This is a genomic window from Aurantimonas sp. E1-2-R+4, from assembly GCF_036549515.1.
In the GTDB taxonomy this organism is placed as follows: Bacteria; Pseudomonadota; Alphaproteobacteria; order Rhizobiales; family Rhizobiaceae; genus Aurantimonas; species Aurantimonas coralicida_A.
Genome location: NZ_JAZHLK010000005.1, coordinates 42,065 through 67,372, shown reverse-complemented (window position 1 = coordinate 67,372; position 25,308 = coordinate 42,065). Strand labels below are relative to the sequence as shown.

At 64.6% G+C, this 25,308-nt stretch carries 15 protein-coding genes; 5 read left to right on the top strand and 10 right to left on the bottom strand.

Features of this window, described 5'->3' with window-relative positions; all coding sequences use genetic code 11:
• The first annotated feature begins 257 nt into the window (after positions 1-257).
• Both VQ045_RS03975 and phbB read left to right on the top strand, forming a co-directional pair.
• Positions 258-1,442 (top strand): acetyl-CoA C-acetyltransferase, encoded by a 1,185-nt coding sequence (locus VQ045_RS03975; RefSeq protein ID WP_331829236.1) that lies wholly within the window; start codon positions 258-260, stop codon positions 1,440-1,442.
• Between the two features lie 80 nt (positions 1,443-1,522).
• Entirely contained in the window at positions 1,523-2,248 is a 726-nt protein-coding gene (gene phbB / locus VQ045_RS03970; RefSeq protein ID WP_327623186.1) for an acetoacetyl-CoA reductase, read from the top strand.
• A 42-nt stretch (positions 2,249-2,290) separates the two neighbouring features.
• Here the strand turns inward: phbB and VQ045_RS03965 are convergent, their stop codons facing one another.
• From VQ045_RS03965 to VQ045_RS03940, 6 genes are all read right to left on the bottom strand, one after another.
• Complete coding sequence (locus VQ045_RS03965; RefSeq protein WP_331829235.1) at positions 2,291-3,382, bottom strand: Gfo/Idh/MocA family protein; 1,092 nt, start codon at positions 3,380-3,382, stop codon at positions 2,291-2,293.
• The gene (locus tag VQ045_RS03960; RefSeq protein ID WP_331829234.1) at positions 3,379-4,164 is read right to left on the bottom strand and encodes a ThuA domain-containing protein; all 786 of its coding nucleotides are present in this window, start codon (positions 4,162-4,164) and stop codon (positions 3,379-3,381) included. The genes VQ045_RS03965 and VQ045_RS03960 overlap by 4 nt, the downstream gene beginning before the upstream one ends.
• A 76-nt stretch (positions 4,165-4,240) precedes the next feature.
• Positions 4,241-6,946, bottom strand: a complete 2,706-nt coding sequence (gene treY / locus VQ045_RS03955) for a malto-oligosyltrehalose synthase (RefSeq protein WP_331829233.1) — start codon at positions 6,944-6,946, stop codon at positions 4,241-4,243.
• Positions 6,943-8,802, bottom strand: coding sequence for a 4-alpha-glucanotransferase (gene malQ, locus VQ045_RS03950; RefSeq protein ID WP_331829232.1), 1,860 nt, complete (start codon positions 8,800-8,802; stop codon positions 6,943-6,945). Before malQ ends, treY begins: the two co-directional genes overlap by 4 nt.
• Positions 8,799-10,679 carry a malto-oligosyltrehalose trehalohydrolase gene (treZ, locus tag VQ045_RS03945; RefSeq protein WP_331829231.1) on the bottom strand — a complete coding sequence of 627 codons (1,881 nt, stop codon included), beginning with the start codon at positions 10,677-10,679 and terminating at the stop codon, positions 8,799-8,801. Before treZ ends, malQ begins: the two co-directional genes overlap by 4 nt.
• 291 nt (positions 10,680-10,970) lie before the next feature.
• Entirely contained in the window at positions 10,971-12,050 is a 1,080-nt protein-coding gene (locus tag VQ045_RS03940; RefSeq protein WP_331829230.1) for a zinc-binding metallopeptidase family protein, read from the bottom strand.
• 198 nt (positions 12,051-12,248) lie between these two features.
• Between VQ045_RS03940 and VQ045_RS03935 the strand changes: the two genes are divergently transcribed.
• The 3 genes from VQ045_RS03935 (at position 12,249) to VQ045_RS03925 (ending at position 16,471) form a co-directional block, all read left to right on the top strand.
• Positions 12,249-15,626, top strand: a complete 3,378-nt coding sequence (locus tag VQ045_RS03935) for a transglutaminase family protein (RefSeq protein WP_331829229.1) — start codon at positions 12,249-12,251, stop codon at positions 15,624-15,626.
• Positions 15,627-15,690: 64 nt separating this feature from the next.
• The gene (locus tag VQ045_RS03930) at positions 15,691-16,230 is read left to right on the top strand and encodes a DUF421 domain-containing protein (protein WP_331829228.1); all 540 of its coding nucleotides are present in this window, start codon (positions 15,691-15,693) and stop codon (positions 16,228-16,230) included.
• A gap of 46 nt (positions 16,231-16,276) precedes the next feature.
• Positions 16,277-16,471, top strand: a complete 195-nt coding sequence (locus tag VQ045_RS03925) for a hypothetical protein (protein ID WP_331829227.1) — start codon at positions 16,277-16,279, stop codon at positions 16,469-16,471.
• 45 nt (positions 16,472-16,516) lie between these two features.
• On the opposite strand, the gene glgB is transcribed toward VQ045_RS03925, so the two are convergent.
• The 4 genes from glgB to VQ045_RS03905 all read right to left on the bottom strand — a co-directional run bounded on the left by glgB (position 16,517) and on the right by VQ045_RS03905 (position 25,196).
• On the bottom strand, positions 16,517-18,742 hold the full coding sequence (gene glgB / locus VQ045_RS03920; RefSeq protein WP_331829226.1) for a 1,4-alpha-glucan branching protein GlgB: 2,226 nt from the start codon (positions 18,740-18,742) through the stop codon (positions 16,517-16,519).
• The gene (gene treS / locus VQ045_RS03915; RefSeq protein WP_331829225.1) at positions 18,739-22,065 is read right to left on the bottom strand and encodes a maltose alpha-D-glucosyltransferase; all 3,327 of its coding nucleotides are present in this window, start codon (positions 22,063-22,065) and stop codon (positions 18,739-18,741) included. The genes glgB and treS overlap by 4 nt, the downstream gene beginning before the upstream one ends.
• Positions 22,066-22,093: 28 nt before the next feature.
• Positions 22,094-24,130: an alpha-1,4-glucan--maltose-1-phosphate maltosyltransferase gene (locus VQ045_RS03910; protein WP_331829224.1), complete on the bottom strand. Its 2,037-nt coding sequence runs from the start codon at positions 24,128-24,130 to the stop codon at positions 22,094-22,096.
• A 217-nt stretch (positions 24,131-24,347) separates the two neighbouring features.
• On the bottom strand, positions 24,348-25,196 hold the full coding sequence (locus VQ045_RS03905) for a fumarylacetoacetate hydrolase family protein (RefSeq protein ID WP_331829223.1): 849 nt from the start codon (positions 25,194-25,196) through the stop codon (positions 24,348-24,350).
• Positions 25,197-25,308 lie beyond the last annotated feature (112 nt).

The following is a 25,308-nucleotide window of genomic DNA, read 5'->3' as shown; positions in this document are numbered from 1 at the left end:
CCTTGTCCACGATACCGTCGGCGCCCCGAGGACGCTTTGTGCAACTGCTTCGTTGCGCCGCATAAATGATAGGCACAAAACCGGGCGCTTTCCAAACCTTTCGGCTATTGGCGCCAGCGAGGCGAACTGGCGAAGCGGGTTTGACAGCCGCGAACCGCCTCTGCGACAACTGAGAAAAGCCGCGACGGCGCCCTATCTGCATCTGCACCAACGGCACCGGATTCGGCACCGCGCTCATCTCCAGGGAAGGACATGCCATGAATAACGGACAATCGGTCGTCATCGTCGGGGCCGCGCGCACGCCGGTCGGCTCGTTCAACGGCGCCTTCGCGACCGTGCCCGCCCATGAGCTGGGCGCCGCCGTGATCCGCGAGGCGCTCTCGCGGGCCAAGGTTGACGCAGGCGAGGTGGACGAGGTCATCATGGGGCAGATCCTGACCGCCGGCGAGGGTCAGAACCCGGCCCGCCAGGCGGCGATGCTGGCAGGCTGCCCGAAGGAGACGACCGCCTGGGCGCTCAACCAGCTCTGCGGCTCCGGACTGCGCACCGTCGCCATCGGTATGCAGCAGATCGCTTGCGGCGACGCCAAGGTGATCGTCGCCGGCGGCCAGGAGTCGATGTCGATGGCGCCGCACGCCGCGCATCTGCGCTCCGGCCAGAAGATGGGCGACCTGAAGCTGATCGACACCATGCTGAAGGACGGGCTGCTCGACGCCTTCAACGGCTATCACATGGGCACCACCGCCGAGAATGTTTCGCGCCAGTGGCAGATCACCCGCGAGATGCAGGACGAATTCGCGGTGAAGTCGCAGAACAAGGCCGAGGCCGCCCAGAAGGCCGGTCGGTTCAAGGACGAGATCGCCCCCTTTACGGTCAAGGGTCGCAAGGGCGACACCATCGTCGAGGACGACGAGTACATCAAGCATAGCACCACGCTCGACAAGGTGCAGAAGCTGCGACCCGCCTTCGACAAGGAGGGTTCGGTCACGGCGGCCAATGCCTCCGGCATCAATGACGGCGCCGCGGTGACGGTGCTGATGAGCGAGGCCGAGGCCGAGCGGCGCGGACTCACCCCGCTGGTGCGGATCGTCTCCTGGGCGACCGCCGGCGTCGACCCGTCGATCATGGGCACCGGCCCGATCCCGGCCTCGCGCAAGGCGCTGGAAAAGGCCGGCTGGAGCATCGAGGATCTCGACCTCGTCGAGGCCAACGAGGCCTTCGCGGCGCAGGCCTGCGCGGTCAACAAGGATCTCGGCTGGAACCCGGACATCGTCAACGTCAATGGCGGAGCGATCGCCATCGGTCATCCGATCGGCGCGTCCGGCAACCGTATCCTCAACACGCTGATCCACGAGATGGTCCGCCGCGACGCCAAGAAGGGCCTCGCTACGCTCTGCATCGGCGGCGGCATGGGCGTCGCTATGTGCTTCGAGCGAATGTAGGACGACGATAGCAACAGCCGACGGACGGATGGAGGTCCGCCCGTTTGATGCCGGCATAAACACGCAACGGGAGGAAACACATGGGCAAAGTAGCCATCGTGACGGGAGGCTCGCGCGGCATCGGCGCGGCGATCTCCAAGGCGTTAAAGGCGGCCGGTCATACGGTGGTCGCCACCTATGCCGGCAATGACGAGAAGGCGAACGCCTTCAAGGACGACACCGGCATCCCGGTCTATAAATGGGACGTGTCGTCCTTCGAGGCGTGCTCTGAGGGGATCGCCAAGGTCGAGGCCGAACACGGCCCGGTCGAGATCCTGGTCAACAATGCCGGCATCACCAAGGACGCCATGTTCCACAAGATGACGCCGGAGCACTGGCAGGCGGTCATCGGCACCAATCTGTCCGGCCTGTTCAACATGACCCGCCCGGTCTGGGAAGGGATGCGCGAGCGCAATTTCGGCCGGATCATCAACATTTCGTCGATCAACGGCCAGAAGGGCCAGGCCGGCCAGGCCAACTACTCCGCCGCCAAGGCCGGCGACCTCGGTTTCACCAAGGCACTGGCGCTGGAAGGCGCCAAGAAGGGCATCACGGTCAACGCGATCTGTCCCGGCTACATCAACACTGACATGATGGCGACGATCTCCGACGACGTCATGCAAAAGCACATCCTGCCGCAGATCCCGGTCGGACGGCTGGGCGAGGCGGACGAAATCGCCCGCTGCGTGGTGTTCCTCGCCTCCGACGACGCCGGCTTCATCACCGGCTCGACGCTGTCGGCCAATGGCGGCCAGTATATGGATTGAGTTCGGTCCGGGGCGGCTGACAATCCACCGCCCCGCTGCCCGTCAGCCGACTGGCAGCATCCGTCGCTCCGCGTCCGACACGAAACAGAGATCGAGCAGCTTCTGGACCTCGGCGGCATGGCGGAAATCCGGCTCGCCATTGACCCCCGACAAGAGCGCGATGACGAACCGGTCGGCGTTGCGCGGCGTCGGCGGGCATTCGAGCGGCTTCCAGGTCTGGGTCTCGATATCCGATCCGAGACAGACCCGCAGCATCGAATCGGTCTGGTTCGCCCAGATCTTGAGGGCGCCCTTGTCGCCGTGGATGGTCAGGTCGAGGTCATTGGCCCGACCGGTGGCGTAGCGGCTCATATGGACGACGCCGAGCGCGCCGTTCGAAAACTCCACCGTCATCGCGCAGGAATCGTTGGCATCGAGCTTGTAGGCGCCGATGGCCCCGCCCTCCGCCTTGTCGAAGGTCTTCAGCCGGGCCTGCAGCGCGACGATGTCGAGGCCGGTGCCATAGGTGGCGAAGTCGAGGATGTGAATGCCGATATCGCCGAGCACGCCCTTGGAGCCGTGCGCCGTCGACAAGCGCCACAGCCATCGCTCGTCGATGCGCCAGTCGCCCCAATGCTGGCCGGTCAGCCAGCTCTGCAGATAACTCGCCTCGACGTGGCGGACCGTGCCGATTTCGCCCGCTTCGATCATCCGCCGCGCCATCTGAATCCCGTGGGCGTTGCGGTAGGTGAGGTTGACCATGTTGATCAGCCCCGCCCGCTCGGCCGCCTCGGCCATCTCGAAGGCGTCGTCGGCGTTGACGGCCAGCGGCTTTTCGCAAAAGACCGCCTTGCCCGCCGCCAGAATCTCCAGCGTCGTCGGCTTGTGGACGTTATCGGGCGTCGAGTTGACTACGGCATCGAACTCACCCCATTGGAGCGCGGCGCCAAGGCTGTCGAAGGATTTCGGGATGGCGTGCATGTCGGCGAAGGCGCGGGCTCTTTCGCCATTAGTGTCGCAGGCCGCCACAATCCGGCAACCGGGAATCGACAGGAAATGTTCGGCATGGCGATGCGAGATGCCACCGGTGCCGAGGATCATGATGCGCTTTTCGCCGGCGGCGGCCCCGGTCTCGCCGTCTCCTCCGCCACTCATCGGTATCCGGCCTCCCCGGCCTTGTGCAGCCTCGGGCCCCTGACCTCGAGTGTCTCCGGCGCCTTGTCGGCCGGCACGTTCGGCGCCGCCGCGACATCCTTCCAGGCGGGCACCGGATTATAGGCCCAGCGCACGGCATTCTTGACGACCGTCTGGATCTCCGCGTTGTGGTAGACCGGATAGGTCTCGTGGCCGGGGCGGAAATAGAAGATCTTTCCCGCCCCGCGCTGGTAGGTCAGGCCGGACCGGAACACTTCGCCGCCCTCGAACCAGGAGATGAACACGGTCTCCATCGGCTCGGGCACCAGAAACGGCTCGCCATACATCTCCGCGTTCGGCAGTTCGATCGCAGGACCCACCCCTTGCACGATCGGGTGTGAGCGGTTCACCGCCCACAGCCGCTCCCGTTCGCCCGCCTCGCGCCAGCGCAGCGAACAGGGCGTGCCCATCAGCCGCTTGAATACCTTGGCGAAATGACCCGAATGGAGGACGATCAGGCCCATGCCCTCATGGACGCGGGCTGCGACACGGTCCGCGATCTCGTCCGAAACCTGCCCATGCGCCTTGTGCCCCCACCAGACGAGCACGTCGGTCTCGTCGAGGCGCGCTTGCGGCAGACCATGTTCCGGCTCGTCGAGCGTCGCGGTCGAGACCGCGAAGTCCTGATCGGTCGACAGGAATGCGGCGATCGTGCCGTGGATTCCGTCCGGATAGATCTCCTTGACGACCGGGTTCTCCCGTTCGTGGATGAATTCGTTCCACACGACGGTCCGGATGGTCATGGCTTCCTCCCGCTCAGATCTCGATCTCCGCCCGCGGAAAATGCGTCCATTGAGGCTGGCGGCACACCCCGTTTCGTCAGCTCACCTCGAGAAGTGCGAAGGGCAGCTTGGCCAAAATCGCGGCAAGCGCAAGTTCGCCGGACGCTTCGACGGTCTCGCCGGTGAGGATGTTGCGCCAGGATCGAGCCGCCAGTTCCTCCGGCAGGCTGATCCGGGTGTCGCCCCAGCGCTCGGCCTGAACGTCGATGGCCTCGCGCCCATCGAGAAGCGTCAGGCAAAGCCGCGGCGCCACCGCGATCGCCGCGCCGCCGGTCTCGTCCGTCCGCGCAAAGGCGACGACGTGCCGCGCCATGTCGCCCTCGACCGCGAGCGGCACATAGCTGCCGGCGGTGAACAGCGACGGCGTCCGGCCCCGCATCGCCAGCCCCGCGGCCGTCAGCATCGCCTTGATGCGGCCCGAGCGCCAATCGGCCAGAGCCTCCTCGAACGCCACATCGCCAGCGATCGCCTCGCTGCGCGCGGCGAAATCGACGTCACGCCTGTTGTCCGGATCGACCAGGGAGAAATCGTAGAATTCCGTGCCCTGGTAGATGTCGGGAACGCCGGGGGCGGCGAGCTTGATCACCGTCTGCGACAGCGACGTCAGCGCTCCGGCGGCGACGAAGGGCTGCGCCGCAGCCCAGAAGTCGGTCAGGAACGAGCCCGATTTTTTCGGATCGAGCGCCGCCTCGACGAAGCCGCGCAGCGCGCGCTCGTAGGGCTCGGCGGGAGAGGTCCAACTGGTCCAGCGCTTGGCCTCGCGCACGGCCTTTTCAGCATAGGCCGCCAGACGACCGGCGATCGCCTCCCTCTGCGCCCCGTCGGTGGGGTCGAAATCGGCCGGCAATACGCCGAGCAGCGATTGGTAGAGCCCCCATTCGGTGGCGGGTTCCGGGGCCTCGACACCACCGTCGATGTCCTTGCGCCACGGCGCCATCCGTTCGGCGAATTCCGTGATGAGATCGCGCCAGTGCTCCGGCGCCTCGGACAGGGTGTAGAGGCGGGCGCGGGCATCCTCGCCGCGCTTGGTGTCGTGGGTCGAGGTGGCGAGCAGGCCCTCGGGCTGGTCCTCTACCCGGATTTGCATTGCCGTGTGGAACGCATCCAGGTCGGCGCCGTAGTGATCCGGTTCGCCGCCCACCTCGTTGAGGGCGATGAGCCGGTTATAGCGGTAGAATGCGGTATCCTCGACGGCCTTGGCCATGACCGCGCCGGTGGTCTGCTGGAACCGCCGGGTGAAGTCCAGCGAAGCGGCGACATCGGCGCCGTCCTCGAAATCCAGCTTGAGCAGGCGGCCGATGAACTGGATCGGCTCGTCGGCTTCGACCTCGCGCCAGGTCATGGCGAGATCGACGGCATCGTCGATGATCGCGATATCGCGCCGCGGCACGCCGTCCACAGAGACATAGGTGCGATAGACCGGCAACGCCGTCGCAACCTCGACGATGGCCCGCGCTATGGTGTCCTGGCCGAGGTCGCGGGTGGCGAGGCCCCTGCCCGCCACCGCCAGGGCGAGACCGGTCAGGTGCGACAGTTCGCCGGCGAGGTTGCGCTGGAAGATCGAGCGTTTCTGCCGGGTGATCATGCCCCGCAAATCCTCGTCCTCGCCGAGGAAATCGTGATAGGCCGCCGTCATCGCCTCTTCCTGCCCGGCATCAACGTAGAGGCCGGACAGGGCCGTGATGAACTCGTAGCCGGTGGTCCCCTCGATCTCCCAGGATCGGCGCAACCGTTCGGGGCCGGTCAGGATTTTCTCGACGTGGATCGTCGGCGAACGGCGAACCGAGTGGAACGCCTGCTTCAGTTGTTCTAGGTAGCCCTTCGGGTCGGCCAGACCATCGACGTGATCGATCCGGATTCCGTCCAGCCGGCGCTCGCGGGCGAGCCGGATGACCAGTTGATGGGATTCGCGGAAGACACGCCGCGATTCCTGCCGGACACCGATCAGGTCGGCGATCTCGAAGAACCGCCGATAGGTGAGCTTTTCGCGGGCCGTCCGCCACCAGGCGAGCCGCCAGGTTTGCGCTTCGTGCAGCTCGTGTAGCGCGTGCCGGTCGCTATTGATCGTCTCGAGCGCGTGCTTGAGGGCCTTGCTGAACCCCTTCTCGGTCAGATGTTCCGAAAAGCGTTCCGCCAGTTCCTCCGCCTCGGCCGGAGTCGAGACCGAAAATCGCCGCACCATCCGGTCCTTTTCCGGATGATCCATCAAGCCGAAGACATGGCCGTAGGTTCTGGGATCGATCGGCAGTCCATAGCCGGAGGCATCGAAGCGCAACTGAGCGTTCTCCGCGTCGAGCTCAACCGAAAGATCGCCCTCGGCCAGCGCCTCGCCATAGGGCTTGCCAAGCACCGGAACGAGAATCTTTTCCGCTTCCCAGGAAATATCGAAGGTCTGGGCGTAGCGGCTTTCGGCGCCCCAGCGCAAAACGTCTTCCCACCAATAATTCTTCGGCGAAACCCCCATGTGGTTGGGAACGAAGTCGACGATCAGCGCGAGATCCGAAGCGACCAGGGCATCGCTCATGGCGGTGAATCCGCTCAGCCCGCCGAGATCGTCCTCGAAGGCGTTGTAATCCGTGACGTCGTAGCCGTGCGTCGAACCGGGAGAAGCCGCGAAGATCGGCGAGGCATAGAGATGGCTGACGCCGAGCCGCGCCATATAGGGGGCGAGATCCCCGGCCGTTTCGAACGTCGTGCCCTCGCGAAATTGCAGGCGGTAGGTGGCAACGAGAGGGCGGCTCATGAGGCGATGGGTCTTTCTTCACGCATGGCGGCGGCAAGCGCACGGAAACGCTCGTTCCCTGGCAGGTCTTCGATCGGGACATCCGACCGGATACGCCAGTTCGGATATTGGTCGGTCGTGCCGGGAAGATTCGGCTGGCGCTCGGCTCCGACCATGTCGTCGAGTTGCACCGTCACTAGCACGGATGGCGTGCGGGCGACGAAGCGGTGGATCGCGACGGCCAACTCGGCGGGCAATTCCGCCGGCAGGTCGTCCGTCCCGGCCACCGCTGGGCGCAAATCGTCGGGGAGGATCCCCTCCTCCGCCAATGCCACCGCCAGCGCACGGCGATCATGACGGCGGCTGTCGCGGTCGCGCTCGGTCGCGGCGGCGTCCTGGGTGCCCATCTCGGCCCGCAACGCGATGTCGGCACCCTGCCACCATCCTGCGAGGGTGGCGAGATCATGGGTTGAGACGCAGGCGAGCGCGAGCTTCGGATAGGCGCTCGGCGGCAGGAATTCGGTCTCGCGGTGGCGCTCGAAATACAGCACCCGGTAGGACAGGATTCGCGCCGCTTCCATCTTGTGCCGGAAGCCCGGCGGCACGGTGCCGAGGTCCTCGCCAATGACCAGGCAGGCGTTCGCCTCGGACGCCGCCGCGACCGCGTCGACCATCGCGCCGAGCGGATAGCGGACATAGCCGCCGCCCGAGGAGGGAATGCCCTCGGGAATCCACCACAACCGCGCGAGCCCCATCACATGGTCGATCCGGATCGCCCCGGCGTTGCGGGTCAGCGCCTCGAAGGAATCGCGCAGTGGCTGATAGCCGCGTTCGGCGAGGGCTTTGGGCGACAGCGGCGCCAGCCCCCAATCCTGTCCCTGGCTGTTGAACATGTCCGGCGGCGAGCCGACCCGCGCCGCGCCGACCGTCAGCGACGGATCGGCCCAGGTCTCGGCCCCGTCGGGCGCCACGCCGACGGCCAGATCGAGATAGAGGCCGATGGGCATTCCCGCGGCAAGCGCGCGCGCCTGAGCCTCGGCCAACTGCTCCTCGGCCACATATTGCAACCAGCAGTGGAACAGGACGAGGTCGGCATGGTCCTCGGCGAAGCGGGCGACCTCCGGGCTGTTCCGGTTCTGGAGCGCCGCCGGCCAGGAGTGCCAACCCGCATGGGCTCCGGCGTCGACCCGCAACTCGGAGATCGCCTCGAACAAAGCAAAGCCCGCGAGGGCCTCATCGCCGCCGGCGCAAAAACGCTCGAACGCCTGATCCTCGCGGATGGCGTCGATCCGATCGGCGAAGATCTGCTTTAAAAGCCCGCGCTTCACCTTTCCGGCCGCCGGATAGTCGACAAGCGTCCCATCGAGACCCGCGAAAAGACTTGGCTCGGCATCCCTCAGCCGCGCGATCGCCTCCGGCCCGCCCGCCAGTTGGTCGACGGCGATGTAGAGCGGATTGAGGAAGCGGCGGCTGGACGGCGAATAGGGGCTGTAGCGGCCAGGATCGGCCATGAACAGCGCATGCAGCGGATTGACGCCGATGAAGGCCGCCCCTTCGGCGGCGGCTACTTGCGCCAGATCGGCCAGATCCTCGAAATCGCCCATGCCGAGATTGTGATGCGAGCGAAGGCTGTAAAGCTGGCACGCGACGCCCCAGGCGCGATTTGCCGCGATCGCCTCGGGCAACGCGCAGCGCCGCGTCGGCGCATCCTGCGCTTCGTCGAAGTCGCCGGCCTTGCCATGATCGGGATCGACGCTCAGAATGGCGAGCAGCGCCCGCTTGGCTTCGTCGGATATGACCTGGCGCTCTCCGAGTTCCGAGATATAGGCGAGTTGGATGCCGTGGCTCGCTGCCAGCCTGTCGAGTTGCTCGCTCACTGGGCTGGCCCGACAATCAGGCGCTGCTCTTCAAGCCGGAAAACCACTGACGGTCCGGGCAAGATGCCGGTTTTCAGATCCGCGTCGGCGCCCTTCGGGTGGGCGTGGACCAGCGTCCCGCAGGTCAGGTCGCCCTTCATGACATCGTCGGGGATCGCCCAGGGCTCGTCATCCAGATTGGCGAAGAGATGCAGGACCGCGCCGCCCTTCAGCACCCAGGCAACGACGAACGCCTTGGAATTATCCGAGACGTGATAGCTGCCGCAATGGGGCGGAATGGCTTCGAGAAGCGGGACAATGTTTTGCCGGCGCTTGGCCAGCAGCACCTTCGTCATGGCGAGACGGCGGGCATAAGTCGGCCGCGACATCACCGACCAATCCAGCCGGGAATCACGGAAGGTGGTCTCGGCATTCGGATCGGGGATCAGCTTGCGCGCCTCCTCGTCCCGAAACGCGCCGAACCTCTTGAACTCGCTACGGCGGCCTTCCCGCACGACATCACCGAGTTCGCCGTCGAAATCCGTAAAGAAGCTGAACGGATGGGTGTCGCCATATTCCTCGCCCATGAACATCAGAGGGATCTGCGGGGACAACAGCAGGATAGCCTGGAGGCATTCGTTGACCCGGCGCGACGCGAGATCCGTCAGCCGGTCCCCGAAGGCGCGATTGCCGATCTGGTCGTGGTTCTGCAGGAAATTGACGAAGGCCGTCGGCGGCAGATGGCCGGACGGCTGACCCACCTTACGGTCCCGCGTTTGCGAATGCTGACCCTGGTACACGAAGCCGGTAGCGAGACACTTGGCCATCTGCTCGACACTGTGGCGCACATAATCGGCGTAGTAGCTCTCCTCTTCATGGGTGGCGAGCACATGAGCGCAATGATGAAAATCGTCGTTCCACTCGCCGGAGATGAGCTTGGGCTCGCCCGATGCCCCGCGTTCGATATGCCAGGTGATGTTGCGGTCGTCCTCGCTGGTGAGATGGACGTGCCGGTCCGGGAACACCGCCCGTACCCGCGTCGCCAGTTCCTCTACCAACGGCGTCTCCGTCGTGTCCTCGATTGAGTCGATCGCGTCGAGGCGAAGCCCGTCGATGCGATATTCCTCCATCCAGTAGAGCGCATTTTCGATCATGAAGGCCCGCACCGGCGCCTCGTCATAGGCGATCGCAGCCCCCCAAGGCGTATGAATCTCCTCGTGGAAGAACTCGGGGGCGTAAGAGCTGATATAGTTCCCATCCGGGCCGAAGTGATTGTAGACGACATCGAGGAAGACCATCAGCCCGCGCGCATGCGCGGCGTCGACGAGCCGCTTCAAGCCATCTACCCCGCCATACGCCTCGTGCGGACAATAGAGCAGCACCCCGTCGTAGCCCCAGCCCCGCCGGCCACCGAACTGGGCGACGGGCAAGAGTTCGATCGCGGTCACCCCGACCTCGCGCAGGTAGTCGAGCTTGTCGATGATCGCTTCGAATGTGCCCTCGGGCGTGAACGTGCCGGTGTGGAGTTCGTAGAACACCGCTTCCCGCCACGGCCGACCGGCCCAATCGACCGATTTCCACACGAAGTCGGCGGGATCGACCAGCTTCGACAGTGCGTGAACGTCGCCGGCCTGCGCCCGCGCCGCCGGGTCCGGCACCACATTGTCGCCATTCACGCGAAAACCATAGCCGCCACCCACCGCGACGCAATCCGTGGTGATGCGCCACCAGCCGTCAGCGTCCTTGTCCATGGCGAGAAATTCGAGCGAACCGTCTCCCGTCGCGGCGGCCAGCTCGATCGATTGCGCGCTGGGAGCCCATAGCCGGAACTCGGTCTGATCACCGTGCCGGGCAGTACCCCAGGAGGTTTCGAAGGAAGATCTGTCGCTGCTTGCCATGTCCACGGGCCTGCTACCTGTCTCGTTTCGAGTCTCGGACCGCACGGATCCGACACGCGGGCCGCGATCTGAGGGTCGATGAAAAATTCGCGGGAAAAAAGTCAGCGGCGCGCGTCAACTCATCGGCCGTCGCGCGCACCCGCTTCAATCACCCGTCCCATAAGGCTAATTGGAGCGGCAACGGTTCGTTCCACCCTCAGGCGCCGTCTATTTTTTCAATGACCAGCGAAATCCAGCGTCTCGGGGCCGCCTGATCGCGCCCGCCTCAAGTGGGGAGCGTCATTCCGGCCGTCACGTCTGCTTGCCGTGTCCAATGCGGCCGTGAACCAGATTGTGGATGAAGCCCAGCTTGCCAATGACGACCTCGTTGAGGACGAACGGATAAAGGTCGGAATGACCCATCGAGCGATTGAAGGAATTCAGCGCCGCGGAGAGCGCCAGCCAGGCATCCGCGACGTCCTGGATCGTGATTTCATGAGCAAAGACGTCGAAATCGATCGTCGTCGTCAGAAGACCTTGGCCGTCAACCCGCGGATCGACCGTCACCCCCCAGCTATTGCCGGTCTCCAGCGTATCGACGATGTGGAAATAATGCGCCCAGGTCTCGGCGAAATCCTCCCAGGCGTGCGAGCCGGCATAGGATGAGACGAAGAAATTCTGCCAGTCGGGCCTCGGCCCGTTGGCGTAATGCGCTTGTAACGCGTCGCCATAGTCCTGTTCATCGTTTCCGAAGACCGCGCGGCAGGCCTCCAGCGCGCCGCCGTCACGTACCAGGCGGTCCCAGTACCAGTGACCGACCTCATGCCGGAAGTGGCCGAGCAGCGTGCGATAGGGCTCGCCCATGGCGGTGCGCCGCTTCTCCCGCTCGGCGTCGTCGGCCTCGGCCAGGGCAATAGTGATCAAACCATCGTCGTGGCCGGTCATCACAGCCTCGCCGGTCGTGGTATCGCTGGAGAGGAATTCGAAGCCAAGGCCCTCGGGATGCTCGTCGCGGGTTTGCAGCGGTAGGCCGAGCCGCATCGCGGTATAGATCATCCGGTGCTTGGCGCCCTCCATGCGGCGCCAAAGCGAGATGTTCTCGGCGTCGGCAAGGTCGGGCACGGTGACATTGTGCCGACAGGCGGCGCAAAGCCCGTCTCCGCTGTCCGCGGCGATCAGCCAGTTGCAGACCCCGTATTGATGGTTCTGGCAATATTTCCAGCGTCGTCCCTGCGAATGGCGCCCCGCCTCCACCCACAATCCATCGGCAGGCTCCAGAGCGAGCATCCGGTTCGAGCGTGGCTCGTAGCCGAGCGCGTGGTTGCAGCGTTCGCAGACGACGTTCTCGAAGAACACCACCTGGGAGCAGGACGGGCAGGAAAACAGCTTCATGATGTCGAATCCCAAAACGCTTCTTGCGCCAGCCGCGCCGCGCCCATGAACAGGCGAACGGCCCCGTGGTTCCGGCCGCATGCCGTCGAATGGAAGCGCCTTCCCGCCCGTTTGGCGGGGCCGGGCGGTTTGCCGGGCGGCGCCAAAGCCCTATTGTCCAATGGCCGTCCCGCCGGAACCGGTCCAACGAAAGCCCCGATGTCGATCCTCGCAGCCCTTCACCACGTCACCCACTACCGCTACGATCGGCCTGTGCGGCTCGGCCCGCAGGTCGTGCGGTTGCGGCCCGCGCCCCATTCGCGGACGAAGGTCCCGTCCTATTCGCTGAAGGTCCTGCCCGAGCCGCACTTCGTCAACTGGCAGCAGGACCCCTTCGGCAACTATCTGGCGCGGTTCGTGTTCCCCGAGCCGGCGACGGAATTTCGCATCGAGGTCGACCTCATCGCCGACATGACCGTCTACAACCCCTTCGACTTCTTCGTCGAGGAGGTCGCCGAGGCGTGGCCGTTCGCTTATGAAGAGCCGCTGAAAACCGATCTGGCCGCTTATCTCGACGCCGAGCCCGCCGGGCCGCTGCTGGCCCGATATCTGGAAGAACTTGACCGCAGCGAGACGCACACGGTCGATTTTCTGGTTGGGCTCAACCGCTCGCTCGAACAGAAGATCGACTATCTGGTGCGGATGGAGCCGGGCGTCCAGACGCCCGAGGAGACGCTCGAACGCGGATCCGGCTCCTGCCGGGACACCTCCTGGCTGCTGGTGCAGATCATGCGCCATCTCGGCTTCGCGGCCAGGTTCGTCTCCGGCTACCTCATCCAGTTGAAGCCCGACACGGTGGCGCTCGACGGGCCGACCGGCACCGACGTCGATTTCACCGATCTGCACGCCTGGGCGGAGGTGTATCTGCCGGGCGCCGGCTGGATCGGGCTCGACCCGACATCCGGGCTGATGACCGGCGAAAGCCACGTTCCGCTCGCCGCGACCCCGCATTTTCGCTCGGCCGCACCGATCACCGGCGCCGTCAGTTTCGCCGAGGTCGAATTCGACTTCGAAATGACGGTCGAGCGCATCGCCGAGCGGCCGCGCGTCTCCCATCCGTTTTCCGAGGAGAGCTGGCAAGCTCTCAACGCGCTGGGTGAGCGGGTCGATGCCGATCTCGTCGCCGGCGACGTCCGGCTGACCATGGGCGGCGAGCCGACCTTCGTTTCTATCGATGATTTCGAATCGGCCGAGTGGAATGCCGACGCGACCGGACCGATGAAGCGCGGCCTCGCCGACGACCTCATCCGGCGCCTGCGCGACCGTTTCGCCCCCGGCGGGTTCCTGCATTACGGCCAGGGCAAGTGGTATCCCGGCGAGACCCTGCCGCGCTGGACCTTCTCGCTCTACTGGCGCAAGGACGGCGTGCCGATCTGGAAAAACGTCGACCTCGTCGCCCGCGAGACCGACGCGCAGCCGGTCGGCCCCAAGGAGGCCGAACGCCTCTCGCGCAAGGTCGCCGAAGTTCTCGGCATCGATCCGGATTATGCCGCCCCGGCCTTCGAGGATTCGGCCTATTGGTTGGCCCGCGAGGCCCAGCTTCCCGAAAACGTCGAACCGACCGATTCCAAGCTGGAAGACCGCGAGGAGCGCGCGCGTCTCGCCAAGGTGTTCGATCGCGGCCTGTCGCAACCGGCCGGCTACGTGTTGCCGGTCCAGGCCTGGCAGGCGAGAGGCAATATCCGCTGGCAGTCCGAACGCTGGACGACGCGGCGCGGGCATCTGTTCCTCGCACCCGGCGACAGCGCCCTCGGCTACCGCCTGCCGCTCGGCGCCATCCCGCATCTGGATGACGAGGATTATCCCTACACCCACCCGGCCGATCCGATGCAGCCCTTCCCGCCGCTGCCGCCGCAGCACCGCACCCAATTCGGGCGTGTCGAAATGCAGCCACGGCGTGGCAGTGGCGGCGAGCGCCGGACGCTGGCGGATCCCGTCACCGCCAACGATACGTCTCCCACCGGTCGCCCGTCAGCCGGTGCCGGCACGCCCGACCCGTCGCCGACCGAGATCGAAGGCTCCGTGCGCACCGCGTTGGCGATCGAACCCCGCGACGGCAAGCTCTGCGTGTTCATGCCGCCGCTCGAGACGGTCGAATCCTATCTCGACCTTCTCGGCGCGGTCGAGGACGTGGCCGAAGCCGAAGGCCTGCCACTGCAGATCGAGGGTTACCCGCCGCCTGAAGATCCCCGCCTCAACGTCATTCGGGTCGCGCCGGACCCTGGCGTTATCGAGGTGAATGTCCACCCGTCGGCCTCATGGCGGGACAGCGTCGACATCACCACGGCGGTGTACGAGGAAGCGCGGCTGTCGCGCCTCGGCACCAACAAGTTCATGATCGACGGCAAGCACGCCGGTACGGGCGGCGGCAACCATGTGGTCGTCGGCGGCGCGACGCCGCTGGATTCGCCATTCCTGCGCCGGCCCGACCTGTTGAAGTCGCTGGTCCTCTATTGGCAGCGCCACCCGTCCCTGTCCTATCTGTTCTCCGGCCTGTTCATCGGACCGACCAGCCAGGCGCCGCGCATCGACGAGGCCAGGCACGACCAGCTCTACGAGCTCGAAATCGCCATGGCGCAGATCCCGGCCGAGTCATCACTGGTGCCGCCGTGGATGACCGACCGGCTGTTTCGCAACCTGTTGATCGACGTCACCGGCAACACCCACCGCGCCGAGATCTGTATCGACAAGCTGTTTTCGCCGGACGGTCCGACCGGCCGCCTCGGGCTCGTCGAGTTTCGCGGCTTCGAGATGCCGCCAGAAGCCCGCATGAGCCTTGCCCAGCAACTGCTGATCCGGGCGCTGATCGCAAAATTCTGGAAGTCGCCGCAAACCGGCAAGTTCGTCCGCTGGGGCACCACGCTGCACGATCGCTTTATGCTGCCGGAATTCGTCTGGCAGGACTTTCAGGACGTCCTCGCCGATCTCGGCGACGCCGGCTATCCGATGCGGCCCGAATGGTTCGAGGCGCAGGCCGAGTTCCGCTTTCCGTTCTGCGGCAAGATCGAGCGCGGCGGCGTCACGCTCGAACTGCGTCAGGCGCTGGAGCCGTGGCATGTCATGGGCGAGACCGGCGCGATCGGCGGCACGGTCCGCTTCGTCGACTCCTCGGTGGAGCGCCTACAAGTCAAGATGACGAATTTCGATCCGGCCCGGCACCTGGTGACCTGCAATGGCCGCGAAGTGCCGATGACCGCCACGGGCAGCGGCAAGGACGCCGTCGCCGGCGTCCGCTTCAAGGCGTGGCAGCCGGCCTCGGGCCTCCACCCGACGATCCCCGTCGACGCACCGCTGACCTTCGACATCTACGATCGCTGGTCGAAGCGCTCCCTGGGGGGATGCATCTACCATGTCGCGCATCCGGGCGGGCTGAACTACGACGTCTTCCCGGTCAATTCCTACGAGGCCGAGGCGCGCCGGCTCGCGCGGTTCGAGGACATCGGCCATACGCCCGGCAGCTTCGAGCCGGCCGCCGAAGCGCCGAACCCGACGTTCCCGATGACGCTGGATCTGCGCCGCCCTCAAGGACTGGCTTGATCATGTCAGCCGAGCGCTGAGAGGCGTTTGGCGCCGCCTTTAAAATAATCGATCGGAGTGGCTCGTGATATTCGATAGCTGGTACGACTTGTGGCAAATCCTGGTAACCGGCATTCTCGCTTACACCGGGCTGGTTTTGCTCCTGCGAACCACCGGCAAGCGCACGCTGTCGAAGATGAACGCTTTCGACCTAGTGGTCACCGTCGCGTTGGGCTCGATCCTGGCGTCGGTGATCTTGAACAAGGACACCTCGCTGTCTGAGGGCCTGTTCGCCTTTGTCCTCCTTTGCGGCTTGCAATACGCGGTCGCATGGACGTCGCTGCGATGGAAACGGGTTCAAAACCTCGTCAAGGCGGAGCCGACACTGCTGTTCTTCGACGGCCGCTTTCTATCGGCCATGCTCTCGAAGGAGCGGGTCACCGAGCAGGAGGTCCTGGCGGCGATCCGTTCGCAAGGGACCGCCGACCTCGCCAATGTACGGGCCGTCGTGCTGGAGACAGACGGCTCGTTCAGTGTCGTGGTCGCCCCGCACGGTTCGCCCTTCACCACGCTCCGCGATGTTCAGGGCAGTCCGGACGGAATGTCACCCCCGTCCGAGGTCTAATACCAACCTGCGGTGATAGGAACCCATTCGACCGGGACGATCGCCGATGCGTGGCGAGGAGCGGGACGACGCGCGATGCGGCGCATCGGGCGAGGCCCGCGACGAAGCCAGGCACGGCGAGAGCCCGGCCTTCGGTGGGCTGTACGGGCTTGCCGGACGGCGTCGCACCGCTTGCCCGATGCGCCGCATCGAACCGCGCGGCGCTCCTGGCCGGACAAGCCCGTCCAGCGCCATCGAATAGGTCCCTATCACCGCAGGTTGGTATAAGTCCGTCTTGCCGACAGCGTCAGCCCTCCTGGACGAGCACGATGGTCGCCAGAGGCGGCAGGGTCAGCGACACCGAATAGGGCCGGCCATGGACCGAGTGTTCCTCGGCTTCCTTGCCGCCGAGATTACCGACATTCGAACCGCCGTAGATCTCGGCGTCGGTGTTCAGCCGCTCCACCCACTTGCCGCCTGACGGAACGCCAATCCGGTAGTCGTGTCGTGGCATCGGCGTGAAGTTGGAGACGACGAGCACCGGCTTGTCGTCTCGATCTTTGCGCAGGAAGGCGATGACGCTCTGCTCGACATTCGATGTGTCGACCCACTCGAAACCGGCGGGCTCGCAGTCGAGCTGGTGGAGCGCGGGGATCTCCCGGTACATGGTGTTGAGATCGCGTACGAGGCGTTGCACGCCCTTGTGCTCGGGACTTTCGAGGAGATGCCAGTCAAGCGAGCGGTCGTGGTTCCACTCCCCGGCCTGGCCAAACTCACCCCCCATGAAGATGAGTTTCTTGCCCGGATGCGTCCACATGAAGCCGAAATAGGCTCTGAGATTGGCGAATTTCTGCCATTGGTCGCCGGGCATCTTGCCGAGTAAGGAGCCCTTTCCGTAGACCACTTCGTCGTGGCTGAGCGGCAGGATGAAATTCTCCGAATAGGCGTAGACCATGCCGAAGGTCATCTGGTGATGGTGATAGCGCCGATGCACCGGCTCCTTCGACATGAATTCGAGCGTGTCGTGCATCCACCCCATGTTCCATTTGAAGTGGAAACCGAGGCCGCCGGCGAAGGTCGGCTTGGAGACATCGGGGAAGGCGGTCGACTCCTCGGCATGGGTGGTCGCCTTCGGATAATACTCGCCGACGCGCTCGTTGGTGTCCTTCAGGAACGCCATCGCCTCGAGGTTCTCGCGCCCGCCTTGAATGTTGGGCTCCCACTCGCCATGCTCGCGCGAATAGTCGAGATAAAGCATCGAGGCGACGGCATCGACACGCAGCCCGTCGATGTGGAAACGGTCGAGCCAGTAGAGCCCGTTGGCGACCAGATAGTTGTCGATCTCCGGCCGTCCGTAATTGTAGATCAGCGTGTCCCAGTCCTTGTGGAAGCCGCGGCGCGGATCGGGGTGTTCGTAGAGCGCCGTCCCGTCGAACTGGCCGAGGCCGTGAATATCGGTCGGGAAATGCCCCGGTACCCAGTCGAGCAGCACACCGATCTCGGCCTGATGCAGCGCGTCGACGAGGCGGGCGAAGGCCTCGGGCGAGCCGTAGCGGGACGTGGGAGCGTAAAGGCCGATCGGCTGGTAACCCCAGGAGCCATAGAACGGATGCTCGGAGACCGGCAGGAACTCCACATGGGTAAATCCCATGTCCTTGACATAGGACACGAGTTCCTCGGCCAGAGCGTCGTAGGTGAGGAAGCTGTTGTCGTCGCCCCGTCGCCATGAGCCCAGATGCACCTCGTAGATCGAGATGGGCTTTTCGCGATCCTGCCAGTCGGCGCTATGCTTCTGGAATTCGCCGTCCTGCCAGTCGTGCTCGACCAGCCCTTCCACGACGGAGGCCGTCGACGGTGCCGCTTCTTGCAGGAAACCGACGGGATCGGCCTTTAGCGGCATGATATTGCCGTCTGGCCCGGTCAGTTCGTATTTGTAGACCTCACCCCTTCCGACGGCGGGAACGAACAGCTCCCAGACGCCACATTCGTGGCGCTTGCGCATGACGTGACGGCGGCCGTCCCAGGAATTGAAATTGCCCACCACCGACACACGGCGCGCGCTCGGCGCAAGCACGGCAAAGGCCGTTCCCTGGATGCCGTCCATCGTGGTCGGATGGGCACCGAGCTTTTCGTAAAGGCGGTAGTGATTGCCTTCGTTGAGAAGATAGACGTCCTGTTCGCCCAAAATGGTTCCGAAGCGATAGACGTCCTCCTCCTGCCAATGGTCGCCGCCATGGACGTATTGCAGCCGATAGACGTCGCCGGGCTTGAGGCCTGGGACGAAACCGGAATGAAACCCTGCGGGACCGAAGCGTTCGAGCTCGCCAAGGACCTTGCCCTTGCCATCGACGACGGCCGCCGCTTCGGCGCCAGGCCGAAAAACCCGCACAATCGAGCCGCCTTGGACCGGCCGCGGCCCGAGCACGGCGAAGGGATCTCCATGCACGCCGCGACCGATCTCATGCGCTTCGTGCTCATTCGGGCGGTGGTCGACCATGGCCGCTCCACCGCTCTTTTGTGCTGTCTTGTTCATTTCAAAACCTGTCGTTTCTCGAGGAGCGCGATGATCCCGCGCAGCGGGATCGACAGCCAGGCCGGCCGCATCGCCGCCTCGTAGCGAAGTTCGTAGAAAGCTTTTTGCAGCACGAAGAGATCGAGCAGTTGCGCGGTGGCCAGATCGTCCAGCGTGATGCCGGCGGCCGCACTCCAATGCACGAGGAAGCTCTCGGCCACCTCGTCGCGCCAGCTTTCCGCCATCTCGCGCAGACGCTCCACCGTGGCGTCGTCCGCCGGTCCCGCCTTGTCGCGGGCCGCGAAGGCGGCGTAGTCGAAGGACCGCAGCATGCCCGCGACGTCCCGCAGCGGCGACGATTTGCGCCGTCGCTCCTCCAGCGGCCGACCCGGCTCTCCCTCGAAGTCGAGGATGACCACGTCGTTCTTGGCGACCAGCACCTGGCCGAGATGGTAGTCGCCGTGGATACGGGTCCGATGCGTCGATACCGCCAGACGCGAAAAACCGTCGAACCAGGTCAGGATGTCCTTTTCCGCGCCGAGCAACCGCTCCACCCCGTCAGCCGCGGAATCACCGACCGCGTGCCGCATGCGCGACAGCGCAACGAGCGTATCGCTCACCTCGCGCTTGGCTTCCGCGACGATCTCGGCAAGCGCTGCCGCGTCGATCGGCTCGGGATCGAAAGCGGCGTCGCCGGTCTTCGTCGCCAACGCGGCGTGCATCTCGCCGGTTCGTGTGCCGATGACCGCGCCGGGGTCGATCTGGATGGCCAGTTGCGGCTCTCCGCCGAGGGCTCCGAGGTCTGCGCTTTCATCGCCGGTCGGCTGCTGGCCATAGGCGTTATCGCGCAGATAGCGGGACAGCGCATCGGTAACCACCGTCCAGGCGTCGCCTTGATTCAACACTTGCTCGAACAAGGCGGCGACCGCCGTCCGGCTGCCGTCCTGGCGAACCAGTTCGATCGAGCCGAGCAGAGCGGGGGCTGCTTCGAAATTAGTCTTCTCGGTCAGGAAGCGCGTGACCTCCAGCTCCGGCTGGATGCCGTCGCGCAAACGACGATAGAATTTCAGGATCGCCTCCTGGCCGATCTGCAGCGAGGTGTTCGACTGCTCGCCACTCAGCGCATGGATGTCGTCGGCCTCGACCTCGGCCGCCCGCGTCAGCGCCTCATGCGCCGATTGCGATGTCGCGATCTCGAAGGCGCCGCCGGCGAGATCGATCGTCTTGCCGTCGGCGATCATGGCCACCACGAGTTTGGCGAGATCGGGATCGCGTGCCCCGTCGACGACCGCGCCGATCCGCGGCCCCTGGCGGATCTTCATCAAGGTGTAGGGAAGCATCGGCGCCTGATGATGGAGATTGTCTTCTCCCCACCTGGCGCTGAGCGGCAGCAGATAACGGTGCTCGCCCTCGGCCGTGGTCACGGTCAGTTCGGTGAAGAGATGCCGCCGCGAACCCATCGGCGGAGGACCGAGCACGTCCACTCGCACCCTGCCCGGCCGCTCGGATTTGCCGGCGAACCAGCGCTGGCCCGCGATGAACTCCGGCAGCACGGATTCCATCTCTTGCTGGTTGCGCCTGTTGATCGTGCCGTGAAGGTCGTTGGCGGCGACAACCGTCGAGAACGCCGGAAGCGGCGCCGGTTCGGGGGATTCGCGCCCCGAGGAAGCCAGGTCGAACCAGAAGAAACCGTAGGCCGGCAGCGTCAGAACGTAGCTTCCCGACCCCACTGTCGGAAAAACCGAAAGCCCGAGCATTTCCACCGGCGTCGCGCCGGCGTGGGCGGAGAGATCCAATTCCACCGCCTGGGCCGAACTCGACAAATTGGCGACGCACAGGATGCGCTCACCGCCATATTCGCGCAGATAGGCAAGAATCTTGCGGTTGGAGGGATAAAGGAAGGTAATTTCGCCGCGCCCGAAGGCTTCCTTGGTGCGCCGGACCTGAATCAGGCGCCGCATCCAATTGAGCTGCGAAGAAGGATTGTTGGACTGCGCCTCGACGTTGACCGCCTGATAGCCGTAGACCGGGTCCTGGATCACCGGCAGATAGAGCCGTTGCGGGTCGGCGCGGGAAAAGCCGCCATTGCGGTCGGCGGACCATTGCATCGGGGTGCGCACGCCGTCGCGATCGCCGAGATAATAATTGTCGCCCATCCCGATCTCGTCGCCGTAATAGATGGTCGGCGTGCCCGGCATCGACATCAACAGGGCGTTGAGGAGTTCCACCTTTCGCCGGTCGTTGCCCATCAGCGGCGCCAAGCGCCGGCGAATACCGAGATTGATCCGCGCCCGCGTATCGCTGGCATAGGTCGACCACAGATAGTCCCGCTCTTCCTCGGTGACCATTTCCAGCGTCAGCTCGTCATGATTGCGCAGGAAGATCGCCCATTGGCAGTTTTCCGGGATTTCCGGCGTCTGCCGCATGATGTCGGTGATCGGGTGCCGGTCCTCCTGGGCCAGCGCCATGTACATGCGCGGCATCAGCGGGAAGTGGAACGCCATGTGGCATTCGTCGCCGTCGCCGAAATAGGGGTGCGTGTCCTCCGGCCACTGATTGGCCTCGGCCAACAGCATCCGGTCGGGATAGTGTTTGTCGAGATCCGTGCGGATGGCCTTCAGGACGACGTGGGTCTCGGGCAAATTCTCGTTGTTGGTTCCCTCCCGCTCGACCAGATAGGGAATCGCGTCGAGCCGCAGACCGTCGACGCCCTTATCCAGCCAGAAGTGCATGACCGACAGCACTTCCTCCATGACCTTCGGATTGTCGAAGTTCAGATCCGGCTGGTGCGAATAGAAGCGGTGCCAGAAATACTGGCCCGCCACCGGGTCAAAGGTCCAGTTCGATGTCTCCGTATCGAGGAAGATGATGCGGGTCTGGTCGTAGCCCTTGTCGTCATCGGCCCAGACGTAGAAATCGCGCTCGGGCGATCCCTTCGGCGCGTTGCGCGCCGCCTTGAACCAGGGATGCTGGTCGGAGGTGTGGTTGATGACCAACTCGGTGATCACTCGCAGGCCGCGCTTGTGCGCTTCCTCGATCAATCGCTCGATGTCGTCCAGATTGCCGTAGGATGGATTGACCGAGCGGTAGTCCGCGATGTCGTAGCCGTCGTCGCGGAGCGGCGAGGGATAGAACGGCAACAGCCAGATGGCCGTGACCCCGAGTTCCTGGACATAGTCCAGCCGGTCGAGCAGCCCGGCGAAGTCTCCGATCCCGTCGCCGTTCGAATCGGCGAAGGTCTTGACGTGGAGCTGGTAGATGATCGCATCCTTGTACCAGTCCATGGCCTCGGGATCGGGGCCCGGGGTCGGCTCGTTCGGAGCGATGGAGACTTGCTCGTTCATGTTGGTTGCAGCTTCCGGCGTTGGGGTGTCAGCGGGAGATCTTGAAGACGGCGTAGGGCCGGTCGTGCGGGTTCATCCACCAGTGCTGAACCTTGCCCTTCCAGGCGAAGCTCTGACCGGTGACCATATCCTCGACCATCACCGACCCGTCGTCCGGCAGCCCGAACTCCCATAAGGGCACTTCGAAATGGCCGCCCTGCGGCGCATGCGGATCGAGTGTGACAGCGAAGAGCAGGAAGGAGGAAAGGTCGGCCGTCCGCTTGCCGTAATAGAGGATGTTGTCGTTGTGGAAATTGTAGAAGGCGAGGCTGCGGAAATCCTGCATCGCCTTTTCCGAGCGGCGCAGCCGGTTGAAGAAGGCGATGTCGTCCCGAATATTGCCCTCGGCCTTCCAGTCGAAGGCGCGAATCTCGTATTTCTCGGAGTTGAGATATTCTTCCCTGCCCGGAACCGGCAGGAACTCGCAAAGCTCGAAACCCGAATAGACACCATAATTGCCGGCAAGCGTCGCGGCGAGCGCGAGGCGGGTGCGAAACCCCGGCCGACCGCTGACCTGGAGATAGATCGGGTTGATGTCCGGCGTATTCACGAAGAAGTTCGGCCGCATGTATTCGGCCGCTTCCGTGCGCGTCAGCTCGGTCAGATACTCGGTCAGCTCCGCCTTGGCGTTGCGCCAGGTGAAATAGGAATAGGACTGGTTGTAGCCGACCTTGCCGAGCCGCTTCATCACCTTCGGCCGGGTGAAGGCCTCGGCGAGGAACACCACGCCGGGATCGACCTTGCGCACCTCCGCGATCATCCATTCCCAGAACGGAAACGGCTTGGTGTGGGGATTGTCGACGCGGAAGATCCTGACGCCCTTGTCGAGCCAGAACAGGACGATGTCCCGCAATTCGTACCAGATCGACGGCAGCGCGCCGCGATAGAAATGGACGTTGACGATGTCCTCGTATTTCTTCGGCGGGTTCTCGGCGAATTTGATGGTGCCGTCCGGCCGCCAGTCGAACCATTCGGGGTGCTGCTTGATCCATGGATGGTCCGGCGAGCACTGGATGGCGAAGTCGATCGCGATCTCCAAGCCATGCTCCCCCGCCGCTTTTATGAGCCGCGCGAAATCCTCGAAGGAGCCGAGTTCGGGATGGATGGCATCGTGTCCGCCCTCGTCCGAGCCGATCGCATAAGGACTGCCGGGATCGTCAGGCCCCGGCGTCAGTGTATTGTTCTTGCCCTTGCGGTTGGTGCTTCCGATCGGATGGATCGGCGGAAAATACAGAACGTCGAAGCCCATCTCCTGAATGTCGGGCAGACGCTTGATAACGTCGTCGAAGGTGCCGTGCCGGCTCGCGTCACCGGACTGCGAGCGCGGCATCAGTTCGTACCAGGCCGAAAACGCCGCGGCGGTGCGATCGACCCAGACCGGAACCTCGATCGGATAGCGCGACAGATGCGTGCGGTGGCCGGCGGCGTCGAGCAGCGCGATCGTGTCGGCGGCCTGCATCAGCGCGTACTGGCCGTCGGCGTCGCCCTTGGCGCTGAGCTTTTCCAGCTTGTCGTGAAGCTTCGCCACCGCTTTCTGATCGGCCTTGGAGCCACGCCCTGACGTCGCCGCGTTTTTGACGAGTTCACGCGCTTCGGTCAGTTCCAGGTCGCTCAGTTTGCCCGCGTCGCGCTTCTTCGTCGCCTCGTCGCGCCATGTCGCATAGAGGTCGCGCCAGGCGATAATCGAAAAGCGATAGGGGCCTGGAACCTCGAAGACGATGTCCGCCGACCAGCGGTCGTTCGCGACGAATGTCAGCGGCGTCTCGCTCCAGGCCTCGTCGTCCGCCGAGCCGTAGACGACCGCCGCGGCGATTTCGTCGTGCCCGTCGGAAAATACATCGGCGGAGACGACCAGCTTCTCGCCCTCGACGCGCTTGACCGCGAAGCGACCGCCATCAATCTCCGGCGCGACGCCCTCGATGACGATGCGGTTTTCGGCCAGCGCCAAGAGGCGAGCTTCGCTCTCGGCGGCCTTGGCTGTCGGGGCTTTTTTCGGCTGACGGGCGGCGGCAACGGGTTTGTCCATGGACGGCCTTCAGGTTCAACAGTCAGGAAAGACGATGCGCGGAGGCAACGCTCCCGCGCGAAAAGCTCCGAACCTTAAGGGATAGGAAACCTTCGTCCCATGTCCAGTCTCGGCTACCGTTACGGAACGCGAAATGACCCGCTCGATCAGATTAAGGGTCGAAACGGGCAGGTTGTTCCGGCGAACCCGATGAAAGTCCAACCGGCCTTGGCGACGCTCACCCCGCGAAGGCCTGTACCGTCTGGCGTTGCTCGCCCAAGCCCCGACCGCCCAACGTGATGATGTCGCCGGGCTTGAGATAGCGCTCCGGCTTCATTCCCATGCCGACGCCGGGCGGGGTTCCGGTGATGATCACGTCGCCCGGCATCAGGCGCATGAATTGCGAGATGTAGGAGACCAGCGTGGTGATCGGGAAAATCATCGTCGCGGTCGAGCCGGTCTGCATGCGCTCGCCATTGACGTCGAGCCAAAGATCGACCGCCTGCGGGTCGCCGAGCGCATCGGGCGTGACCAGCCAGGGGCCGAGTGGGCCGAAGCTGGGGGCGCTCTTGCCCTTCATCCACTGTCCGCCGCGCTGCGTCTGGAAGGTGCGCTCCGAGACGTCGTTGCACAGGCAAAAGCCGGCGACGTGGTCCATCGCCTGTTCTTGCGACACATAGAGCGCCTCTTCGCCGATCACGATGGCGATCTCGACCTCCCAGTCGAGCCGGTCCGAGCCCTTCGGGACGATCACGTCGTCATGCGGCCCGACGATCGAAGACGGCGCCTTGTTGAACAGGATCGGCTCCGCCGGAATGTCCATCCCGGACTCCTTGGCGTGGTCGGCATAGTTAAGCCCCACCGCGATGAAGTTCCCGACCCGGCCGACCGGCGGACCGATGCGGTGCGACGGGTCCACTTTGGCCAAGCCCTTGGGATTGAGCGCGCGCAGCCGCTCCAGCCCCGCCCGAGAGAGCGTCTCGCCAGCAATGTCCTCGACCTCCTCCGACAGATCGCGAAGAACGTTTTCGTCGTCGATCAGACCCGGCTTTTCCGCGCCGCTCTCGCCGTATCGTACCAGTCGCATCCGCTTCTCCCTTGCTTGCCGGCTTCAGGCCAGCACCATTTGGCGCCGTCGCCTTGTCTGCAGGGGAGATAGCCGCGAACACGCATTTGTCGCGGTGGGTGGGCGATATTTA